At 68.9% G+C, this 19,776-nt stretch carries 16 protein-coding genes; 1 reads left to right on the forward strand and 15 read right to left on the reverse strand.

Features of this window, described 5'->3' with window-relative positions:
* Positions 1–5: 5 nt before the first annotated feature.
* Positions 6–200: a hypothetical protein gene (locus SPRI_RS13495; protein ID WP_005312422.1), complete on the reverse strand. Its 195-nt coding sequence runs from the start codon at positions 198–200 to the stop codon at positions 6–8.
* Between the two features lie 169 nt (positions 201–369).
* On the opposite strand from SPRI_RS13495, the gene SPRI_RS13500 reads away from it, so the two are divergent.
* Complete coding sequence (locus SPRI_RS13500) at positions 370–2,529, forward strand: prolyl oligopeptidase family serine peptidase (RefSeq protein WP_005312425.1); 2,160 nt, start codon at positions 370–372, stop codon at positions 2,527–2,529.
* 8 nt (positions 2,530–2,537) lie between these two features.
* Here the strand turns inward: SPRI_RS13500 and SPRI_RS13505 are convergent, their stop codons facing one another.
* From SPRI_RS13505 to typA, 14 genes are all read right to left on the reverse strand, one after another.
* Positions 2,538–3,677, reverse strand: a complete 1,140-nt coding sequence (locus SPRI_RS13505; RefSeq protein WP_037773825.1) for a hypothetical protein — start codon at positions 3,675–3,677, stop codon at positions 2,538–2,540.
* 229 nt (positions 3,678–3,906) lie between these two features.
* A complete protein-coding gene (locus tag SPRI_RS13510) occupies positions 3,907–4,971 on the reverse strand; it encodes an ABC transporter ATP-binding protein (RefSeq protein WP_005312429.1) in 1,065 nt (354 codons plus the stop codon).
* Complete coding sequence (locus SPRI_RS13515; protein ID WP_037776332.1) at positions 4,964–5,965, reverse strand: ABC transporter ATP-binding protein; 1,002 nt, start codon at positions 5,963–5,965, stop codon at positions 4,964–4,966. The genes SPRI_RS13510 and SPRI_RS13515 overlap by 8 nt, the downstream gene beginning before the upstream one ends.
* A gap of 44 nt (positions 5,966–6,009) precedes the next feature.
* On the reverse strand, positions 6,010–7,008 hold the full coding sequence (locus tag SPRI_RS13520; RefSeq protein ID WP_005312433.1) for an ABC transporter permease: 999 nt from the start codon (positions 7,006–7,008) through the stop codon (positions 6,010–6,012).
* Positions 7,001–7,924: an ABC transporter permease gene (locus SPRI_RS13525; RefSeq protein WP_005312435.1), complete on the reverse strand. Its 924-nt coding sequence runs from the start codon at positions 7,922–7,924 to the stop codon at positions 7,001–7,003. The genes SPRI_RS13520 and SPRI_RS13525 overlap by 8 nt, the downstream gene beginning before the upstream one ends.
* Positions 7,925–7,997: 73 nt before the next feature.
* Complete coding sequence (locus tag SPRI_RS13530) at positions 7,998–9,626, reverse strand: peptide ABC transporter substrate-binding protein (protein ID WP_005312437.1); 1,629 nt, start codon at positions 9,624–9,626, stop codon at positions 7,998–8,000.
* Between the two features lie 67 nt (positions 9,627–9,693).
* Positions 9,694–10,638, reverse strand: coding sequence for a GNAT family N-acetyltransferase (locus SPRI_RS13535; RefSeq protein WP_005312439.1), 945 nt, complete (start codon positions 10,636–10,638; stop codon positions 9,694–9,696).
* A 58-nt stretch (positions 10,639–10,696) separates the two neighbouring features.
* Complete coding sequence (locus SPRI_RS13540) at positions 10,697–11,173, reverse strand: GNAT family N-acetyltransferase (protein WP_005312441.1); 477 nt, start codon at positions 11,171–11,173, stop codon at positions 10,697–10,699.
* A gap of 162 nt (positions 11,174–11,335) precedes the next feature.
* Complete coding sequence (locus SPRI_RS13545) at positions 11,336–12,484, reverse strand: ABC transporter ATP-binding protein (protein ID WP_037773826.1); 1,149 nt, start codon at positions 12,482–12,484, stop codon at positions 11,336–11,338.
* Positions 12,477–13,535, reverse strand: a complete 1,059-nt coding sequence (locus tag SPRI_RS13550; RefSeq protein ID WP_005312446.1) for an ABC transporter ATP-binding protein — start codon at positions 13,533–13,535, stop codon at positions 12,477–12,479. The genes SPRI_RS13545 and SPRI_RS13550 overlap by 8 nt, the downstream gene beginning before the upstream one ends.
* Before the next feature lie 14 nt (positions 13,536–13,549).
* Positions 13,550–14,521, reverse strand: coding sequence for an ABC transporter permease (locus SPRI_RS13555; protein WP_005312447.1), 972 nt, complete (start codon positions 14,519–14,521; stop codon positions 13,550–13,552).
* The gene (locus tag SPRI_RS13560; protein WP_005312449.1) at positions 14,514–15,443 is read right to left on the reverse strand and encodes an ABC transporter permease; all 930 of its coding nucleotides are present in this window, start codon (positions 15,441–15,443) and stop codon (positions 14,514–14,516) included. The genes SPRI_RS13555 and SPRI_RS13560 overlap by 8 nt, the downstream gene beginning before the upstream one ends.
* Positions 15,444–15,570: 127 nt before the next feature.
* Positions 15,571–17,187, reverse strand: a complete 1,617-nt coding sequence (locus SPRI_RS13565; protein ID WP_005312450.1) for a peptide ABC transporter substrate-binding protein — start codon at positions 17,185–17,187, stop codon at positions 15,571–15,573.
* Positions 17,188–17,600: 413 nt separating this feature from the next.
* Positions 17,601–19,508 (reverse strand): translational GTPase TypA, encoded by a 1,908-nt coding sequence (gene typA, locus SPRI_RS13570; RefSeq protein ID WP_005312452.1) that lies wholly within the window; start codon positions 19,506–19,508, stop codon positions 17,601–17,603.
* Positions 19,509–19,776 lie beyond the last annotated feature (268 nt).

Genomic DNA, 19,776 nt, shown 5'->3' on the forward strand with positions numbered 1-19,776 from the left:
GGCGGTCAGAACTTGATGCCCCCGAGCATCCCCGCGACGTTCGTCGTCAGCTCGGTGATGGTCGGCGCGACCGACGAGCTGGCGAGGTAGAACCCGAGCAACACACAGACCGCCGCATGTCCCCCCTTCAGCCCGGCTTTCCGGATCAGCAGGAAGACGACGATCGCCAGCAGCACCACCGCCGAAATCGAGAGTGCCACGGCGGTTCACCTCCACAGATATTCGGTCGGGACGGGCCAGTTGCATGTGCCAGGACATGTGCCAGGAGGTTCATACCCACCTTGCGCTACGGATCATAACTATCCGTGCCTGTGCATCGATCGGTGCACGGCAGCACATGGGGGCGCACACCCCCTAAGGTTCGGTCGCATGACGTCGACGCAACCCCTCTCCTTCCCGCGTCAGTCCGCGCGGACGCAGCGCTTCACGCTGGGCGCCCCCCGCGCCTTCACGGTGTCGCCGGACGGTTCACGCGTGGTCTTTCTGCGCTCGTCCTCCGGAACGGACCGTTCGGGACTGCTGTGGGTGCTCGATCTCGAGGGCCACGGCCCGCCGCAGGAGCGGCCTGCCGCCGATCCGCGGGAGTTGCTGGGCGGCATCGCCGAGGAGCTCTCCGCCGAGGAACGAGCACGGCGCGAGCGCAGCAGGGAAGGGTCGGCCGGGATCGTCGCCTACGCGGTGGACCGAGCGGTCGAGTTGGCGGCGTTCACCCTGTCCGGGCGGCTGTTCACCGCGGAGCTGCGGGCGGGGACCGCGCGTGAACTCCCCACGCCGGGGCCGGTGCTCGACCCGCGGCCGTCCCCCGACGGCCGGCTGGTCGCGTACGTGGCCGGCGGCGCGCTGCGTGTGACGGGCGCGGAGGGCGAGGAGGACCGTGCCCTCGCGGAGCCGGAGGACGAGCACACCACGTACGGCCTCGCGGAGTTCATCGCGGCGGAGGAGATGGGCCGTTCACGCGGCTTCTGGTGGTCACCGGACTCGGACCGGCTGCTCGTCGCCCGCGCCGACGAGCGGGACGTGCGGCGCTGGTGGATCCCCGATCCGGCGCAGCCGGACCAGGAGCCCTCGAAGGTCGCCTATCCGGCCGCCGGGACGCCCAACGCCACCGTCCGGCTGTTCTTCGTCGCTCTGGACGGGAACCGCACGGAGGTGACCTGGGACCGCGAGCGCTACCCCTATCTGGCGCGGGTGCACTGGTCCGCCGCCGGCCCTCCGCTGCTGCTCGTGCAGTCGCGGGACCAGCGCACCCAGCTGTATCTGGCCGTGGACCCGGAGTCCGGCTCGACCCGGACGGTGCACGTGGACGAGGACGAGGCCTGGCTGGAACTCTTCTCCGGCGTCCCGGCCTGGGCCCCTGAGTCCTCCTACGAGCAGGGCTTCGGCGGCGGGCGGCTGGTGCGCATCGCCGACGAGGGCGGAGCGCGGGTGCTCGCCGTGGGCGACCGGGTGCTGACCGGCGCGCAGCTGCAGCTGCGCGCGGTGCTCGACATCGGCGAGAGCGACGTGCTGGTCTCCGCGGCGGCGGGTGCGGACTCCGCGGAGCCGGAGACCGGCGAGATCCATGTGTACCGGGTGAACGAGCTGGGCGTCGAGCGTGTGTCCGACGGCCCGGGGGTCCACGCGGCGGTGCGCGGGGGCGGGGTGACCGTCCTGGCCTCGTCGCGTACGGACGTCAGCGGCGCGCTCGTCCAGGTGCTCAGGGACGGCAAGCAGGTCGCGGTGGTGGCCTCGCACGCCGAGGAGCCGGTGCTGCGTGCCCGGCCGACGCTGACCGAGGCGGGCGCCCGCCGGATCCCGTGCGCGGTGCTGCTGCCGTCCGGCCACCGGGATGCGGACGGTCCGCTGCCGGTGCTGATGGACCCGTACGGGGGACCTCATGGCCAGCGCGTGCTCGCGGCGCACAATCCGTACCTGACCTCGCAGTGGTTCGCCGATCAGGGTTTCGCCGTGGTCGTCGCCGACGGCCGGGGCACTCCGGGCCGCTCCCCCGGCTGGGAGAAGGCGGTCGTGGGCGACTTCACGCCGACGCTGGACGACCAGATCGAGGCGCTGCAGTCACTGGCCGGTTCCTTCCCGCTCGACCTCGACCGGGTGGCGATCCGCGGCTGGTCGTACGGCGGTTACCTGGCGGCCATGGCGGTGCTGCGCCGCCCCGACGTCTTCCACGCGGCGGTGGCGGGCGCCCCGGTCACCGACTGGAGGCTCTACGACACCCACTACACGGAGCGCTATCTGGGCGACCCGGCCGCGCAGTCCGCGGCGTACGCGGCGAACTCGCTGGTGACCGATGCCGGGTTGACGTCCGCGGAGGGCCCGGCGCGGCCGTTGATGATCGTCCACGGTCTGGCCGACGACAATGTCGTCATGGCCCACACGCTGCGGCTCTCGTCGGCGCTGCTGGCCGCAGGCCGGGCGCACGAGGTGCTGCCGCTGACCGGGGTGACGCACATGACGCCGCAGGAGCAGATCGCGGAGAACCTGCTGCTTCTCCAGGTCGACTTCCTCAAGCGGTCGCTGGGTCGGGCGTGACACCGGGACTACCAGTTCGGCGGCGGTGACGACGGCGGCGGGGGCCCGAACCCGCCGCCGGACGGGGAGCCGGGCGGTGAGCCCGGGTGGGGGTAGCCGTAACCGGGCGGCGCGGAGGGCGGATACCCGTATCCGGGCCGGGCCGGCGGATAGCCGTAGCCGGGGGCGGGCTGCGGATACCCGTAGCCCGAGGTCGCCCCGGACCCGCCCGCCGGTCCGCTCTCGCCGCGGCGCGTGAGGAGGACGATCAGCAGGAGCCCCGCGACCAGCTCGAACACGGAGGTTGCGACGAGCAGTTGGTACTCCAGCGGCGCTCGGCCGAAGTGCTGGAGGATCCGCAGCCGGACGGCGGCGTCCACGCCGACCGCTCCGGAGGCGAGCACGGCCACGGCGACGACTGCTCCCAGCGGCCGGGAGTACACGGCCCTGGCCAGCAGGCCCACGCCCGCGGTGAGGCCGAGGACGACGGTCGTGGCCGCCAGCCAGCCCGACGGCGGCGCCAGCAGCCGCTGCCCGACCCGCTCGCCGCCGACCAGGCTGTCGAGGTACACCTCCGGCCCGAACTGGTAGCCGAAGCGGAGCTGCCAGGCCGTGACCAGGGCGGCCTCCAGGAGCAGGAGCGCGCCGGCGAGCCAGGCCACCACGACGGTCGGCCCGGCGGGCGTCCGGCGGTGCGGGGCGGCGCGCGGGCCCTGGTCGTCGTGCGCCTCTGCCGGGCGTCTTCCCGCCACGGCCGTGATGACGAGCCCGACGGCCAGCCCCAGCACGGCGAAGGTGCTGAACAGCGCGCGGGTGCGGATCGAGTCGGTGGGCTGGAGATACGCCCAGGAGGCGGTCAGGACCCACAGGCTGGGCAGCCGGACGGCGAGGGTGAACACCGCGGCTGCGACCAGCGCGGAGGCCGCCACCGACGAGCGCAGCACGGCGACGCCGACGCCCGCGTACACCGCCAGAAGCGCGCCGTCGAGCGGCGAGGTGGCCTGCTGGGCGATCCGCCACTCCCGCCGGGGGTCAGAGGCCCAGTAGCGCCACAGTCCCTCGAGCCCGCCGGACACCGAGATGTCCCTGACGATCCACGCTCCCGTGATCAGGGCGAGCACGCCGCACAGCGCCGCTCCCGTGATCCTGGCCCCCCGCGTAAGAGTCACATCGACGATCCTGCATACCGGCCAGGGGCGGGACAAGGCGGGGACCGGACAGTTCCGGACAACCGGAACGGGGACGGGCAAGGACCGGCCGGGTCCGCATGGCGCGGTCCCGGCCGGTCTACGGCACCCGCACGGCCGTACGTTCCTCAGCGTGAGGCGTCCGTATATCGGACCTGCGACGCCCGAGTTGCGGCGGTGTTAAATGAACTGGCCCACAACCGGCGGGGATTCACAGGGATTTCGTGCCGCCGCCGTCGTCCGGCGCCACGCCGCTGGGCACCACATGCTTCTCCTCCGCGAAGTGGCATGCCGACGGGTGGTGCGCCGGCCCTGCCGCCTGCTCCAGGTGCGGCGGCACGGCGAGCAGCGGAACCTCCCGCGCGCACCGCTCCTGGGCCTTCCAGCAGCGGGTGCGGAAGCGGCAGCCGGAAGGGATGTTGGTGGGCGACGGCACGTCCCCCGTGAGGATGATCCTCTCTCGGTGCTCGCGCGCCCGAGGGTCGGGCACGGGCACGGCGGAGAGCAGGGCCTGGGTGTAGGGGTGGGTGGGGTGGTCGTAGATCTCGGCGTCCCGCCCGATCTCGACGATCCGTCCCAGGTACATCACGCCGACCCGGTCCGAGATGTGCCGGACGATCGACAGGTCATGTGCGATGAACACATAGCTGAGCGAGAACTCGCTCTGCAGTGTGTCCAGCAGGTTGATGACCTGCGCCTGGACGGACACGTCCAGTGCGGAGACCGGCTCGTCGGCCACGATGACCTCGGGCCGCAGGGCGAGCCCCCGGGCGATGCCGATGCGCTGGCGCTGGCCGCCGGAGAACTGGTGCGGATAGCGGTTGATGTACTCGGGATTGAGCCCGACGACGTCCAGCAGTTCCTGGACCTTCTGCCTGCGGGAGCCCTTGGGGGCCACCTCCGGGTGGATCTCGTACGGCTCGCCGATGATGTCGCCGACCGTCATCCGCGGGTTGAGCGAGGTGTACGGGTCCTGGAACACCATCTGGATGTTGCGGCGGACCGCCTTCAGCGCGCGCCCCGACAGCTTGGTGATGTCCTCGCCCTTGTAGCGGATGGCGCCCGCCGTGGGCCGCTCCAGGTGGACCAGCATCTTGGCGAGCGTGGACTTGCCGCAGCCCGACTCCCCCACGATGCCGAGGGTCTCTCCGGCGAACAGGTCGAGGTCGACGCCGTCGACCGCCTTGACCGCGCCGACGTGTTTCTTGAAGAGGATGCCGCGGGTCAGCGGGTAGTGCTTGACCAGGTCGCGCACCTCGAGGATCGCCTCAGCCATGGATGGCCGCCTCCCAGAAGTGGCACGCGCTGCCGCGCTGCTCGTTCACCTCGTACAGCGGCGGTACGTCGGTCCGGCACACGTCCTGGGCCATCGGGCAGCGCGGGTTGAAGGCGCAGCCGGGCGGGATGTGCATCAAATTGGGCGGCAGGCCCTTGATGGCGTAGAGCTCCTTCCCCTTCTGGTCCAGGCGCGGGATCGACTCGAGCAGGCCCTTGGTGTACGGGTGGGCGGGTGCCCGGTAGATGTCGTGGACGGGGGCGGTCTCCACGATCCGCCCTGCGTACATCACCGCGATCTTGTCCGCGACGTCGGCGACGACACCGAGGTCGTGGGTGATCAGGATCAGCCCCATGTCCAGTTCGCGCTGGAGCTCGGCCAGCAGGTCCATCACCTGTGCCTGGACGGTCACGTCGAGCGCTGTGGTCGGCTCGTCGGCGATGATCAGGTCCGGTTCCAGGGAGAGTGCCATCGCGATCATGATCCGCTGGCGCATTCCGCCGGAGAACTGGTGCGGGTACTGGCCCACGCGTTCCTTGGCCGCGGGGATGCGGACCCGGTCCATCAGCTCGACGGCCCTGGCCTTCGCGTCCTTGCGGGACAGGCCCTGATGGACGATGAACATCTCCCCCAGCTGGTCCCCCACGCTCAGTACGGGGTTGAGGGAGGACAGGGCGTCCTGGAAGATCATGGCCATTCCGGCGCCCCTGATCTTCCGCCGTTCGTCCTCCCGCATCTTCAGCAGGTCCTGGCCCTTGAAGAGGATCTCGCCACCGGTGATCCTGCCGGGCGGCATGTCGAGGATGCCCATGACGGTCTGGGCGGTGACGGACTTGCCCGACCCCGACTCGCCCAGCACCGCGAGCGTCTCTCCGGCGTCGACGGTGTAGTTCACGCCGTTGACGGCTCTGGCCACGCCGTCGCGGGTGCGGAACTCCACGTGCAGGTCGCGTACGTCGAGCAGACGGCCTGGCGTGTCCGGTTCCGCGGACATCACGGCCTCGTAGGACGTGGCGGGCATGGCGGCTCCTTGGGCGGTCAGCGCAGCTTGGGATCGAGGGCGTCGCGTACCGCGTCGCCGAGCATGATGAAGGCCAGCACCGTGATCGCCAGCGCGCCGGCGGGCCACAGCAGCATGTGCGGGGCGTTGCGGATGTACGGGGAGGCCGAGGAGATGTCGATCCCCCAGGAGACCGTCGGCGGCTTGAGCCCGACGCCCAGGAAGGACAGCGTGGCCTCCAGCGAGATGTAGGTGCCCAGGGCGATGGTCGCCACGACGATCACCGGCGCGACGGCGTTGGGGGCGATGTGCCGCAGCAGCATCCGTGAGCTGGAGGCGCCGAGGGCTCGGGCGGCCTGCACGTAGTCGTTCTGCTTGGCGGTGATGACGCTGCCGCGTGCGATGCGGGAGATCTGCGGCCAGCCGAGCAGCACCATGAAGCCGACCACGGGCCAGACGGTGCTGCTGGTGATGACGGACAGCAGCACCAGACCGCCGAGCACGACGGGGATGCCGAAGAAGACGTCGGTGAGCCGGGACAGCACGGCGTCCCAGGCACCGCCGAAGAAACCGGCGAGCCCGCCGAGCACGGAACCGAGCAGCGCCACACCGAGGGTGGCGCAGACACCGACGGTGACCGAGGCCCGTGCGCCGTAGACCGTACGGGTGTAGACGTCGCAGCCCTGCCCGTTGAAACCGAAGGGGTGACCGGGCTGGGAGCCCTGTTGTGCCTTGGCCAGATCGCACGACTGCGGGTTGCCGGAGGCGATCAGGGAGGGCCACAGGGAGATGACGATCAGGAAGAGGATGACGAGGGCGGAGAGGATGAAGACGGGGTTGCGCCGCAGGTCCCGCCAGGCGTCCGACCAGAGGCTGCGCGGCTTGCCGGCGGGGCCGGCTCCGTCGGGCCCGCCGGGGGCCTTCTCCAGCGTCTCGCCCTCCGCCATCGCGAGGTTGGCCGCCCCGCCCGCTCCGGTGGCCGCGACGGCGGTGTGCCCCGGGTCGTCGAAGTGCGGATTCTGCTGCGGCTCAGGCATACCGGATCCTCGGGTCCAGGACGGCGTACAGAAGGTCCACCAGCAGGTTCGCCACCAGGAAGACGATGACGAGAACGCTGACGAAGCCGACGACGGTCTGCGTGTTCTGGCGCAGGATGCCCTGGTAGAGCTGGTAGCCGACGCCGTGGATGTTGAAGATCCGTTCGGTGACGATCGCACCGCCCATGAGGGCGCCGACGTCGGTCCCGATGAAGGTGACCACCGGGATGAGCGAGTTGCGCAGCAGGTGTTTGCGGATGACCCGGCCCCTGGGCAGGCCCTTGGCCTTCGCCGTGCGGACGTAGTCGGCGCGGCTGTTCTCCGCGATGGAGGTGCGGGTCAGCCGGGTGACGTAGGCCAGCGAGACGGAGGCGAGCACCAGGCCGGGGACGATCAGTTCGTCGAGCCGCGCGTCGGTGGAGACCGACGGGTCGATGATGTCCCACTTGTAGCCGAGCAGCAGTTGGAGCAGCAGGCCGGTGACGAACGTGGGCACCGAGATGACCACGAGGGTGAGCAGCAGCACGCCGCTGTCCACCGGCCGGCCGCGGCGCAGGCCGGTGACGACGCCGAGGGCGATGCCGATGACGATCTCGAAGACGATGGCCACCAGGGTGAGCCGGATCGTGACGGGGAAGGCCTCGCCCATCAGCTCGGTGACCTCCTGCCCGTTGAAGGCGGTGCCGAAGTCTCCGGTGAAGACGTTGCCCATGTAGGTCGCGTACTGCTGCCACAGGGGCTTGTCGAGGCCGAACTCCTTGCGCAGCTGCGCGGCCGTCGCCGGGTCGCACTGGCGCTCGCCGCACAGCCCGGCGATGGGGTCGCCCATCACGTTGACCATGAGGAAGATCAGCAGGGTGGCGCCGAAGAAGACGGGGACCATCTGCAGCAGACGCCGGATCACATAACGTCCCATGAAGGGCTCCGGGGGTCGTGGGAAGGGGGACGGCCCGGCGCTGCGGGCGCGCCGGGCCGGGTGCCTTCGGCCGTCAGTTGACCTTGATCTCTTCGTAGACGGGGACGCTGAACGGATTGAGTGCGACGTTCGAGACGCGCTCGGAGTACCCGGCGCTGCCGTTCTGGTACCAGAGCGGAATGGCGGCCATCTCGTCCCGTACGACCTTCTCCGCCTCCTTGAACGCCGCGACGGCCGCGGCCGGGTCCGCCTCCGCGTTGGCCTTGTCGACCAGGTCGTCGAACTTCTTGTTGCTCCACTTGCCGTCGTTGGACGAGGCGTTGGTGTAGTAGAGCGGCTGGAGGAAGTTCTGGATCAGCGGGTAGTCCATCTGCCAGCCGGCCCGGAAGGGGCCCGGCATCTTGGACTGGATGATCTGGTTCCGGAAGTCGGCGAAGGTGCCGACCGGGTTGCCGACGCAGGCCCGGTCGTTGCCGAGGGCGTTCTTGATGGAGTTGCAGACGGCGTCGACCCAGTCCTTGTGCGACCCGGTGTCCGCGTTGTACGTGAGGGTGACCCGGCCACCGGGCAGGCCGCCGCCCTCGGCGATCAGCCGCTTCGCCTCCGCGGGGTCGTATTCGCAGGCCTTGCCGCACAGAGTCGGGTCGAAGCCGCCCTCCTCGCCGAGCACGGGCGAGGTCCAGTCCTTCGCGGGGGTGCGGGTCTGCTGGAAGATGGTGTCGGTGATCTGCTTGCGGTTGATCGCCATCGAAAGACCGGTGCGGACCTTCGCTCCGTCCGCCGTGTTCCACTGCTTGTCGTAGTAGGGGAAGGCGAGGGTCTGGATGATGCCGGCGGGGGTGTTGATGTACCGGTCGCCGAGGTCCGCCTTCACGTTCTTCAGCTGGGACGCGGGTACGTCGTCGACCAGGTCGAGGTTGCCGGCGATCAGGTCGGTGTAGGCGGTGTTGTTGTCGGTGTAGACCTTGAGGTCGATGCCGCCGTTCTGCGCCTTGTCGGGTCCGTTGTACCCGTCCCAGCGGCGCAGGGACATCTGGGATCCCCTTGCGTAGGAGTCGACGAGGTAGGGGCCGTTGCCGACGGGCTTGGCGAGCCAGGCGTCGTGGTCGTCGAAGAAGGCCCTCGGCAGCGGGGCGAACGCCGCGTAGCCGAGGGTGTCGGGCCATGTGGAGAACTTCTGCGACAGCTTGACGGTGAAGGTCCGGTCGCCGGTGACCTTGAGCCCGGACAGCGTCTGCGCGCTCGGCTGCCCCTTCTCCGGGTGGACCTTCTCGTACCCGTCGATGTAGCCGAAGAAGTACGCGTTGCGCTGGTTGTTCTTCAGGTGGGCGCCGTAGTTCCACGCGTCCACGAAGGAGCGGGCCGTGACGGCCTCGCCGTTGCTGAACTTCCAGCCGGGTCTGACGGTGACGGTGAAGTTGACCGAGTCCTTGGTCTCGATGCTCTCGGCGAGCATGTCCTTGGCCTCGCCGGTCTTGGGGTCGTACTGCTTGAGTCCCCGGAAGATCATGGCGAGCACCTTGCCGCCCTGCACCTCATTGGTGTTGGCGGGCTCCAGGGGGTTCTGCGGGTCGCCCCAGGAGGAACTCACGATCCCGTCGGCGCCACTGCCGCCGCTGTCGCTTCCGCCGCCGCAGGCCGCCGCCGTGAGGGCGACGGCGATCGCGCATGCGGCCCACTTCGCGTGGGTGGCTCCGCGCATGGAGTGCCTCCTAGATCCCAAGTCAGACTTGGGCCCAATATCACCCCATAAAGGATCTAACGCATTTTCAGCTCACCCGGGCGGAGGCCGGAGAGACCGTCAGAACCAGCTCCCAGGTGTCGATCGCATAGAGCGGGGACATCCCGTGCGCCTCGTAGAGGGAAAGGGCGCGGCTCTCGTTCTGTGTGTCCACGGCCAGGCCGACGGTGTCCCGGCCGCGGGCGGCGTAGGTGCCGAAGGCATGGCGCAGCAGATGGCTGCCGAGACCGCGGCCGCGGGCCTGCTTCCGCACACCGAGGTTCCCGATCCAGCCCATGGATTCCTTGTCGTCCCTGGTCAGCAGGACGGCCATGTCGCCTTCGCCCTCGACGCCGGCGATCCACATCAGCGACCGGTCCCGTGGCCCGAGGTCGGCCAGCCACTGCTCGTAGGTCCGCGGGTGGTGGTCGAAGTGCTCCGCGAAGGTCTCCTCCACCAGGGCGTGGGCGATCCGGTGGTCGGCGTCGGCGGTGCAGTCGCGCAGACGCACACCGGCGGGCGGCTCCGGCACCCGGTCGGCCTCGCTCAGCGGCCGGGTCATGACGTGGTGGCGGCGCACGGTGCGCCAGCCGCGGGCGCCGAGGAGCGCGGTGTCGAGCGTGGGCCGGACGTTGAGGTTCAGATGGAGCACGGCCCGCTCCACGCCGGCCGCGGCCGCCTTCGCGGCGGCGCGCGCCTCGATCCGCTCCAGCACCGGCACTGCCGCGTCCGGCCGGCCGGGGAGCACGTAGTGGTCGACGCCGATGTCGCCGTCACCGGAATCGCTCCAGATGATCCCGTACGCCACGAGGTCGCCCTCCTCGTGCACCAGCCAGGAGTCCTGGGCGAGGTCCACCTCGGGGTGGGCGAGGTCGGTCTCGACCGTGTGCAGCTCGGTGTCCGCCCGGCCGATCTCCTCGATGTCGATGGCGTTCAGCAGGGCGCATATGGAGGGTGCGTCCGCGAGTGTCGCGGGCCGGACGGTGAGTGGCATACCGCCACTGTTCGCGTCCCGGCCACGTCCCCGCAACGGATTTTCGCCGCCGTGGTGGCTAGGCCTGCCGGACCGCGAGGCCCACCACTGTCTCGTCGTCCTCGAACGCCCCTGTCGGGGTGAAGCCGAGGGAGTTGTAGAGCTTCGCCGCGCCGGTGTTGTGGGGGTGGTACGAGAGCCGTATCTCCTGGCAGTCCGGGCGCTTCGACAGCATCCTGATCAGCGCGGTCATCGCCTGCCGGCCCACGCCCCTGCCCTGCTCGTCCGCGTCGACGATCAGTCCGCCGACCCAGTGCGTCCCGTCCTCCTCGTCGTACGCCCACATGACGTGGCCGACCACCGTGTCGTCGGCGAGGACACCGAGCGAGGTCCAGACCCCGCCGCGCATCGACAGCAGCAGATACCGGGCGGCGAGGGCCGCCACGAAGGTCCGTTGCTCGTCCCGCGGCGCGATGTCCGCGACGGCCCGCCAGTTGTCGTCGTCGACCGGGCACAGCGTGACGCGGCGGCCGGTCCGGTCGGTCAAGTCGTCCATCCGGACACCTTCCGGTGCGGGCCCGCACCGGCGCAAAGGCTTTTCCCGCCCCGCCCGCCACCGCACCGTCCCGCCCCGCCACCGCACCGTCCCGCGGCCCGCCGGACACGACGAAGGCGCCCGCTCCCCGGAGGGAACGGGCGCCCTGCGCCGACGAGGGGACTACGCCGCGTGGACGACGTCCTTCTCCTCGGCGAAGTGGCACGCCGACTCGTGCGCGGCCGGGGTGTCCTGGCCCTTGAAGCGCTCCGGGACCGCGAGCAGCGGCACCTCGGTGGCGCACTTGTCCTCCGCCTTCCAGCAACGGGTGCGGAAGCGGCAGCCCGAGGGCGGGTTGGCCGGCGACGGGACGTCACCGGTGAGGATGATCCGCTCCCGGCCCTCGCGCGCCTCGGGGTCCGGAACCGGGACCGCCGACAGCAGCGCCTGGGTGTAGGGGTGCGTCGGGTGGTCGTAGATCTGCACGTCGGTGCCGATCTCGGCCATCTTGCCGAGGTACATCACGCCGACCCGGTCCGAGATGTGCCGGACGATCGACAGGTCGTGGGCGATGAAGACGTAGGAGAGGTTGAACTCGTCCTGCAGCTTCTCCATCAGGTTGACGACCTGCGCCTGGACGGACACGTCCAGCGCGGAGACCGGCTCGTCGCAGATGATGATCTCCGGGTTGAGCGCGAGGCCGCGGGCGATGCCGATGCGCTGGCGCTGACCGCCGGAGAACTGGTGCGGGTAGCGGTGGATGTACTCCGGGTTGAGACCGACGACGTCCAGCAGCTCCTGCACCTTGCGGCGCCGGTCACCCTTCGGGGCCACCTCGGGGTGGATGTCGAAGGGCTCGCCGATGATGTCGCCGACCGTCATACGCGGGTTGAGCGAGGTGTACGGGTCCTGGAACACCATCTGGATGTTGCGGCGCACGGCCTTCAGCGCACGCCCCGACAGCTTGGTGATGTCCTGGCCCTTGTAGAAGACCTCGCCGGCGGTCGCCTTCTCCAGCGTCATCAGCAGCTTGGCGACGGTGGACTTGCCACAGCCGGACTCGCCGACGATGCCGAGGGTCTCGCCCTGGTAGAGGTCGAAGGAGATCCCGTCCACGGCCTTGACCGCGCCGACGTGACGCTTGAACAGGATGCCCTGGGTCAGCGGGAAGTGCTTGACCAGGTTGCGCACCTGGAGGATCGGCTCACCGCGCTCGACCGTGGCGTCGAGGGCCGCGACGGCCGCCTCCTCCGAGGTGACCTCGACGGTCTCCACCTCGGTCACGTTCGGGGTCGCGTCCACGGCCTCGTTCGTCTTCTTGAGCTCAGCCATGGATCGTCTCCTTCCAGAAGTGGCACGCGCTGCCGCGGCCGGGCAGATCGCTGCCGTCCTGCTCTGTCACCGGCGCCAGAGCCGGGATCTCCGTACGGCAGATGTCGTCCGCCTTGGGGCAGCGCGGGTTGAAGGCGCAACCGGTGGGGATCTTCAGCAGGTTGGGCGGCAGACCCTTGATCGCGTACAGCTCCTGGCCCTTCTGGTCCAGGCGCGGGATCGAGTCGAGCAGACCCCGGGTGTACGGGTGCGCCGGCCGCTTGTACAGCTCGTGCACGGGCGCGGTCTCGACGATCCGGCCCGCGTACATCACGGCGATCTTGTCGGCGACGTCGGCGACGACGCCGAGGTCATGGGTGATCAGGATCAGGCCCATGTTGTACTCGCGCTGGAGCTCCGCGAGCAGGTCCATGACCTGGGCCTGGACGGTCACGTCGAGCGCGGTGGTCGGCTCGTCGGCGATGATCAGGTCCGGCTCGAGAGCCAGCGCCATGGCGATCATGATGCGCTGGCGCATACCGCCGGAGAACTGGTGGGGGTAGTCGCCGACCCGGGCCTTGGCGGCCGGGATCTTGACCTTGTCCATCAGCTCGATGGCCTTGGCCTTGGCGTCCTTCTTGGACAGGCCCTGGTGGACGCGGAACATCTCGCCGAGCTGGTAGCCCACGGAGAGGACCGGGTTGAGGGAGGACAGCGCGTCCTGGAAGATCATCGCGATCTTCCGGCCGCGGATCTTCCGCCGCTCCTCGTTGCTCATGGTGAGCATGTCCTCGCCGCGGAACAGGATCTGTCCGTGCGGGATCTTGCCGGGGGGCATGTCGAGGATGCCCATGATGGCCTGGGCGGTGACCGACTTGCCGGAGCCGGACTCGCCGAGCACCGCCAGGGTCTCGCCGGAGTCCACGCTGTAGTTCACGCCGTTGACGGCCTTGGCGACACCGTCACGGGTGTGGAACTCGACGTGCAGGTCGCGCACTTCGAGCAGTGGACCGGATGCCTCGCCGCCCTCGCGGGGCGCCGGGACGCTTGCTGTCTTATCGATGATGGTCACGTCGTACGCCCTCCTCAGCGCAGCTTGGGGTCGAGGGCGTTGCGAACCGCATCGCCGAACATCAGGAACGAGAGCACCGTGATCGAGACCATCACCGACGGGATGATCAGCACGTGGGGTGCGTTACGCAGCTGCTCACGTCCACTGGACACGTCGACGCCCCACGAGACCGTCGGTTCGGCGAGGCCGACACCGAGGAAGGAGAGCGTCGCCTCCGCGGCGATGTAGCCACCGAGCGCGATGGTCGCGACGACGATGATCGGCGCGAGCGCGTTGGGCAGCACGTGCCGGGTCAGGATGCGGGTGGTCGAGGCGCCGAGCGCCTTGGCGGCCACCACGTAGTCCGCCTGCTTGATGGTGATGACCGAACCGCGGGCGACACGGGCGATCTGGGTCCAGCCCAGGAACACCAGGGCGAGGATGACGACCCAGATGGCGCGCTTCTCGAAGCTGGTGAGGACGACGAGCGCGCCCAGCAGGAACGGGATGCCCATGAAGATGTCGGTGAGGCGGGACAGCAGGGTGTCGATCCAGCCGCCGAAGTAACCGGCGATCATGCCGACCAGGGTGCCGAGGACGGTCACCAGGGCGGTGACGCCGACGCCGACGATGATCGAGGCGCGGGCGCCGTAGACGACGCGGGCGTAGATCGAGCGGCCCTGGCCGTCGTAACCGAACCAGTCCGCCTGGAAGAAGTGGCTCCAGTTCGGCTGGCCGAGGTAGTGGTTCGCCAGGTCGGCGTCGCGCGGCGAGGCGCTGGTGAACAGGCCCGGGAACGCGGAGATGACGACGAGGAGGACGATCAGACCCGCCGAGATCAAAAACAGCGGGTTGCGGCGCAGGTCGTGCCAGGCGTCGGACCACAGGCTGCGGGCCTTGTCCGGCTTGGGCGCCCCGGTGACCAGCGCGGTGTCGGGAGCGGCAGCGGTGCTGGTGACCTTCTCGGCCCCGGTGGACGCCGCGGTGGCTGCGGTCTTCTCAGGCATACCGGATCCTCGGGTCCAGGACCGCGTAAAGCAGGTCGACGAGCAGGCTGGCGAGCAGGTAGACGAGGACGATCAGGGAGGCGATGCCGACGACGGTCGCGCCCTCGCGGCGGAAGAGTGCCTCGTAGATCGCGTCACCGACGCCCTGGACGTTGAAGATGCCCTCGGTGACGATGGCGCCGGTCATCAGGTTGCCGATGTCGGTGCCGAGGAAGGTGACCACCGGGACGAGCGAGTTGCGCATCAGGTGGACGCCGATGATCCGGCGTCGCGGCAGGCCCTTGGCGACCGCGGTGCGCATGTAGTCGGCGCGCAGGTTCTCCGCCATCGAGGTACGGGTCAGCCGTGCCACGTAGGCGAGGGACAGCGAACCCAGAACGATCGCCGGCAGCAGGAGGTCTCCGAAGCTCTCGGAGTCCTGCACGGTCGGGGTGGTGATCCCCCACTTGAAGGCGAACAGGTACTGCATCAGGTAGCCCAGCACGAAGGAGGGCATCGAGATCAGCACGAGGGTGAGGGCGAGGAGCCCCCGGTCCCGCACGGACTCGGGACGCAGACCCGCGATGATGCCGAGGCCGATGCCGACGACCACCGTGAAGGTGAACGCGAAGAGCGTGAGCCGGATGGTGACCGGGAACGCCTGCGCGATGATGTCGGCGATGGGACGCTGGCTTGCGATCTCCGTGCCGAAGTTCCCCTGAACCAGCTCGAAGAGGTACTTCAGGTACTGCTGCCACAGCGGCAGGTCGAGACCGCGGTCATGGCGAATGGCCTCGACCACGGCGGGGTCGAAAGCCTGGTCCCCCATGAGCGCTCTGACGGGGTCGCCGGGCAGCGCGAACATCATGGCGAAGATCAAAAAGGTTGACCCGATGAACACCGGGATCATCTGGAGCAGTCGTCGTGCGACGTAGCGCCCCATGGGTGCCTCCGTGAGGGGTTAACTGGGTCCGGGGGCCGTCCGCACGGGACGGCCCCCGGACCACCGCCGCCGCCGGATGTCCGACGGCGGCGGGTGACGGCCGAGTGGGGATGAGGCCCGCAGGCGCTTACTTGACGGTGACTCCGGTGAGCTCGAGGTCACCGTGGAAGTCGACCGCGACGTTGTCGACGCCCTTACCGTGGCCACCGTTGATGCGGTAGTACCACAGCGGGATCGCCGGCATCTTCTCGAGAAGCTTCTTCTCGACCGCCTGGTAGCCCTTCACGGCCTCGTCCAGGGAGCTGGCCTTGTCCGCGTCCTCCATCATCTTGTCGATCTCCTTGTCGGAGAAACGACCGTTGTTGGACTCGGCGTTGGTGTGGTACAGCTCCTTGAGGAAGTTCACGTTGACGGGGTAGTCGGCCACCCAGCCACCGCGGTACATCGACTTCACCTGGTCGTTGTCACGGGCCTCGAGGTCCGTGGGGAAGTCCGGCTTGGCGTCGCCGACGCAGTCGACACCGGTCGCCTTGCGGATGGACTCGCAGACCGCGGTCACCCACTCCTTGTGGCCGCCGTCGCTGTTGTACTGGATGAACAGCTTGTTCTCCGGGACGCCGCCGCCCTCGGTGATGAGCTGCTTGGCCTTCGTCGGGTTGAACGTGAAGACGTCCGTACCCAGGTCCTGGTTGCCCTTGACCTGCGGCGGCGTGAAGCTCGTCGCGGGGGTACGGGTGTTGTTCAGGACGGTCTTGGTGATCGTCTCACGGTCGATCGCCATGGACAGACCCTGGAGGACCTTGGGGTCGATGTCCTTGAACGTCTTGCTGTAGAACGCCGGGACCAGCGACTGGATGGCCGCGTACGGCTGCTCGATGGCGCCGTCACCCAGGTCCTGCTTGTACTTCGGCAGGTCCGTCGGGCCGACCTGGCGGATGATGTCCAGGTTGCCGGAGACGACGTCCTGGTACGCGGCCTCGAGGGTCGCGTAGTTCTTGAACTGGATGCCCTTGTTCGCAGCCTTGTTGGGGCCCTGGTAGTCAGGGTTGGCCGCAACCTGGATGAGCTTCTTGTGGGTCCACTTCTCGAACTTGTACGGACCGTTGCCGATCGGCTTCTGGCCGAACGCCTTCGGGTCGTCGTAGAACACCTTCGGCAGCGGCGCGAACGTCGCGTAGCCGAGCTTGTAGTTGAAGTACGGGACCTTGTCCTTCAGCTCGATCGTGAAGGTGGTGTCGTCCACGACCTTCAGACCGGACATCTTGTCGGCCTTCGGGTCACCCTTCTCGGGGTGCACGTCGTCGTAGCCGGCGATGTCCGCGAACCAGAAGCTGTTCTGCTGGTTGTTCTTGATGTTCGCGTACCAGTTCCACGCGTCGACGTACGACTGCGCGGTGACGGCCTCGCCGTTGTGGAACTTCCAGCCGGACTTCAGCTTGACGGTCCAGGTCTTCGAGTCCGTCGTCTCCACCGACTCGGCGTTGGTGTAGACGATCTCGCCCTTGGCGTCGAAGTCCAGCAGCTGCGTGAAGAGCGACTGGATCACGTACGAGCCGTTGGTCTCGTTCGTGTCGGCCGGGATCAGCGGCTTCTGCGGCTCGCCGACGTCGATCGAGACGTAACCGGCAGGCTTGCCGGCCGGGTTCTTCTTGCCCTCTTCACCGCTGCCGCCACCACAGGCAGTGGCCGCCAGGGCGACAACGATCGCTCCCGCGACCCACTTGGCGCTCTTGGCACCACGCATGGGTTCCTCCTCATGAGTCCACTTGTCACTACAAGAGGGGCACCGTTCTACGCGCGCTGACACCCCTGACAGCGCTCGTCAAGTGCCCCGAGTGTGCTCGTGAGTCGGCGCTCCCCACAGCGCATGACCCATTGACCCGAGCTCAATGGAGCCAACTATTAAGTAGGACAGGCTTGTAAACCACACCTAAAGGGTCTCGTTTTGACAACATCAGAGAGGGACTCCAGCCCGAAATCCGGACAAAGCGATCCCAGACAGACACCCGCGAAACGGACCGTTAACACATGTTCCGGAGTGCGACGGCCGATATCCGGACACTCGGACCATGAAAACGAGTTGACGAACGGCCCGGCCCTCCACAGTCTCTGCGGAGGGCCGGGCCGTCGGTTCAGCGGTTTTCCAGAGCTTTACCGTCAGCCGTGCTTGGCACGGGACGCCGCGCGGCCGCGCTCCTTCTGGTCCAGGACGACCTTGCGGATGCGCACCGCCTCCGGGGTCACCTCGACGCACTCGTCGTCACGGCAGAACTCCAGCGACTGCTCCAGCGAGAGCTTGCGCGGCGGGACGATCGCCTCGAAGGAGTCGGCCGAGGACGACCGCATGTTGGTGAGCTTCTTCTCCTTGGTGATGTTCACGTCCATGTCGTCGGAACGCGAGTTCTCGCCGACGATCATGCCCTCGTACACCTCGGTGCCGGGCTCGGTGAACAGCACGCCGCGCTCCTGAAGGTTCGTCATCGCGAACGCGGTGACGGCGCCGGAGCGGTCGGCGACGAGCGAGCCGTTGTTCCGGGTCTGCAGCGGACCGAACCAGGGCTCGTGACCCTCGTGGATGGAGTGCGCGATACCGGTGCCGCGGGTGTTCGTCAGGAACTCCGTACGGAAGCCGATCAGGCCGCGGGACGGGACCACGAACTCCATGCGGACCCAGCCGGAGCCGTGGTTCGACATGTTGTCCATGCGGCCCTTGCGGACACCCATGAGCTGGGTGACGGCGCCCATGTGCTCCTCGGGCACGTCGATCGTCATGCGCTCGACCGGCTCGTGGACCTTGCCGTCGACCAGCTTGGTGACGACCTGCGGCTTGCCGATCGTCAGCTCGAAGCCCTCACGGCGCATCTGCTCGACCAGGATCGCCAGCGCCAGCTCACCGCGGCCCTGCACCTCCCAGGCGTCGGGGCGCTCGGTGTCCAGCACGCGCAGCGAGACGTTACCGATCAGCTCACGGTCCAGCCGGTCCTTGACCTGACGGGCCGTCACCTTGCGGTCCTTGACCGCGGACTTCGCGTCCGCGCCCTTGCCGGTGCCGCCGCGGCCGACCAGCGGCGAGGTGTTGGTGCCCACCGTCATCGAGATCGCCGGCTCGTCCACCGTGATCAGGGGCAGCGCGATCGGGTTCTCCGGGTCGGCCAGCGTCTCGCCGATCATGATGTCCGGGATACCGGCGACGGCGCAGATGTCACCGGGGCCGGCCACCTCGGCCGGCTTGCGGGTGAGCGCCTCGGTCATCATCAGCTCGCTGATGCGGACGTTGGAGATCGAGCCGTCACGCTTGATCCAGGCCACGGTCTGGCCCTTGCGCAGCTCGCCCTGCTCGACGCGGAGCAGCGCGATACGGCCGAGGAAGTTGTCGGCGTCCAGGTTGGTGACGTGGGCCTGCAGCGGGGCGGACTCGTCGTACTCCGGCGCCGGGACGGTCTCGAGCAGCGTGCTGAAGAACGGCTCCAGGCTGTCGCTGTCGGCCGGGACGGTCCCGTCCTCCGGCTTGGTCAGCGAGGCGACGCCGTCACGGGCGCACGCGTAGACGATCGGGAACTCGATCTGCTCCTCGGTCGCGTCCAGGTCCAGGAACAGGTCGTACGTCTCGTCGACGACCTCGGCGATCCGGGAGTCCGGACGGTCCGTCTTGTTGATGCAGAGAATGACCGGCATCTTCGCGGCGAGCGCCTTGCGCAGCACGAAGCGGGTCTGCGGCAGCGGGCCCTCGGAGGCGTCGACGAGGAGGACGACCGCGTCCACCATCGACAGACCGCGCTCCACCTCGCCGCCGAAGTCGGCGTGGCCGGGGGTGTCGATGATGTTGATGGTGACCGGGGCCCCGCCGTCCTTGGGGTGGTACTTCACGGCGGTGTTCTTGGCCAGGATCGTGATGCCCTTCTCACGCTCCAGGTCGTTCGAGTCCATCATGCGGTCGTCGAGCTGCTCCGCGGCGTGCGCGGCGAAGGCACCGGCCTGCTTCAGCATGGCGTCGACCAAGGTGGTCTTGCCGTGGTCGACGTGGGCGACGATGGCAACGTTACGGATGTCGTGGCGCGTGGGCATGCTGGCTGGCGCTTCTCTCGATCGTGGGATCGGGCGTTGGATGTGATCCTCGTCCGCCCGCCGGGCGGACACGCCACGGCTTGTCCCATGGTACGGGGCCGCCGGGACCCGGGCCTCCCGGAACGATCGGGTCCGGGACGAACGAGGCGGGGATCACGCCGCGGCCGGTTCTCCGGCCGGTGCCGACGGGCCCGGCGGAGGCGGTGCGCAACGGCAGGTGGGGAGGCTGCCGGACGAGGGTGATGCATGAGCATGCGTGGGGCGAGCC

The sequence above is a fragment of the Streptomyces pristinaespiralis genome (genome assembly GCF_001278075.1).
Classification (GTDB): Bacteria; Actinomycetota; Actinomycetes; order Streptomycetales; family Streptomycetaceae; genus Streptomyces; species Streptomyces pristinaespiralis.

Excerpts from the sequence above, each read along its gene's own strand:
- SPRI_RS13555 (WP_005312447.1), bottom strand. The coding sequence starts at position 14,521 with ATGCCTGAGAAGACCGCAGCCACCGCGGCGTCCACCGGGGCCGAGAAG.
- SPRI_RS13535 (WP_005312439.1), bottom strand. The coding sequence starts at position 10,638 with ATGCCACTCACCGTCCGGCCCGCGACACTCGCGGACGCACCCTCCATA.
- SPRI_RS13540 (WP_005312441.1), bottom strand. The coding sequence starts at position 11,173 with ATGGACGACTTGACCGACCGGACCGGCCGCCGCGTCACGCTGTGCCCG.
- SPRI_RS13560 (WP_005312449.1), bottom strand. The coding sequence starts at position 15,443 with ATGGGGCGCTACGTCGCACGACGACTGCTCCAGATGATCCCGGTGTTC.
- SPRI_RS13525 (WP_005312435.1), bottom strand. The coding sequence starts at position 7,924 with ATGGGACGTTATGTGATCCGGCGTCTGCTGCAGATGGTCCCCGTCTTC.
- SPRI_RS13510 (WP_005312429.1), bottom strand. The coding sequence starts at position 4,971 with ATGGCTGAGGCGATCCTCGAGGTGCGCGACCTGGTCAAGCACTACCCG.
- SPRI_RS13565 (WP_005312450.1), bottom strand. The coding sequence starts at position 17,187 with ATGCGTGGTGCCAAGAGCGCCAAGTGGGTCGCGGGAGCGATCGTTGTC.
- SPRI_RS13530 (WP_005312437.1), bottom strand. The coding sequence starts at position 9,626 with ATGCGCGGAGCCACCCACGCGAAGTGGGCCGCATGCGCGATCGCCGTC.
- SPRI_RS13520 (WP_005312433.1), bottom strand. The coding sequence starts at position 7,008 with ATGCCTGAGCCGCAGCAGAATCCGCACTTCGACGACCCGGGGCACACC.
- typA (WP_005312452.1), bottom strand. The coding sequence starts at position 19,508 with ATGCCCACGCGCCACGACATCCGTAACGTTGCCATCGTCGCCCACGTC.
- SPRI_RS13515 (WP_037776332.1), bottom strand. The coding sequence starts at position 5,965 with ATGTCCGCGGAACCGGACACGCCAGGCCGTCTGCTCGACGTACGCGAC.
- SPRI_RS13500 (WP_005312425.1), top strand. The coding sequence starts at position 370 with ATGACGTCGACGCAACCCCTCTCCTTCCCGCGTCAGTCCGCGCGGACG.
- SPRI_RS13545 (WP_037773826.1), bottom strand. The coding sequence starts at position 12,484 with ATGGCTGAGCTCAAGAAGACGAACGAGGCCGTGGACGCGACCCCGAAC.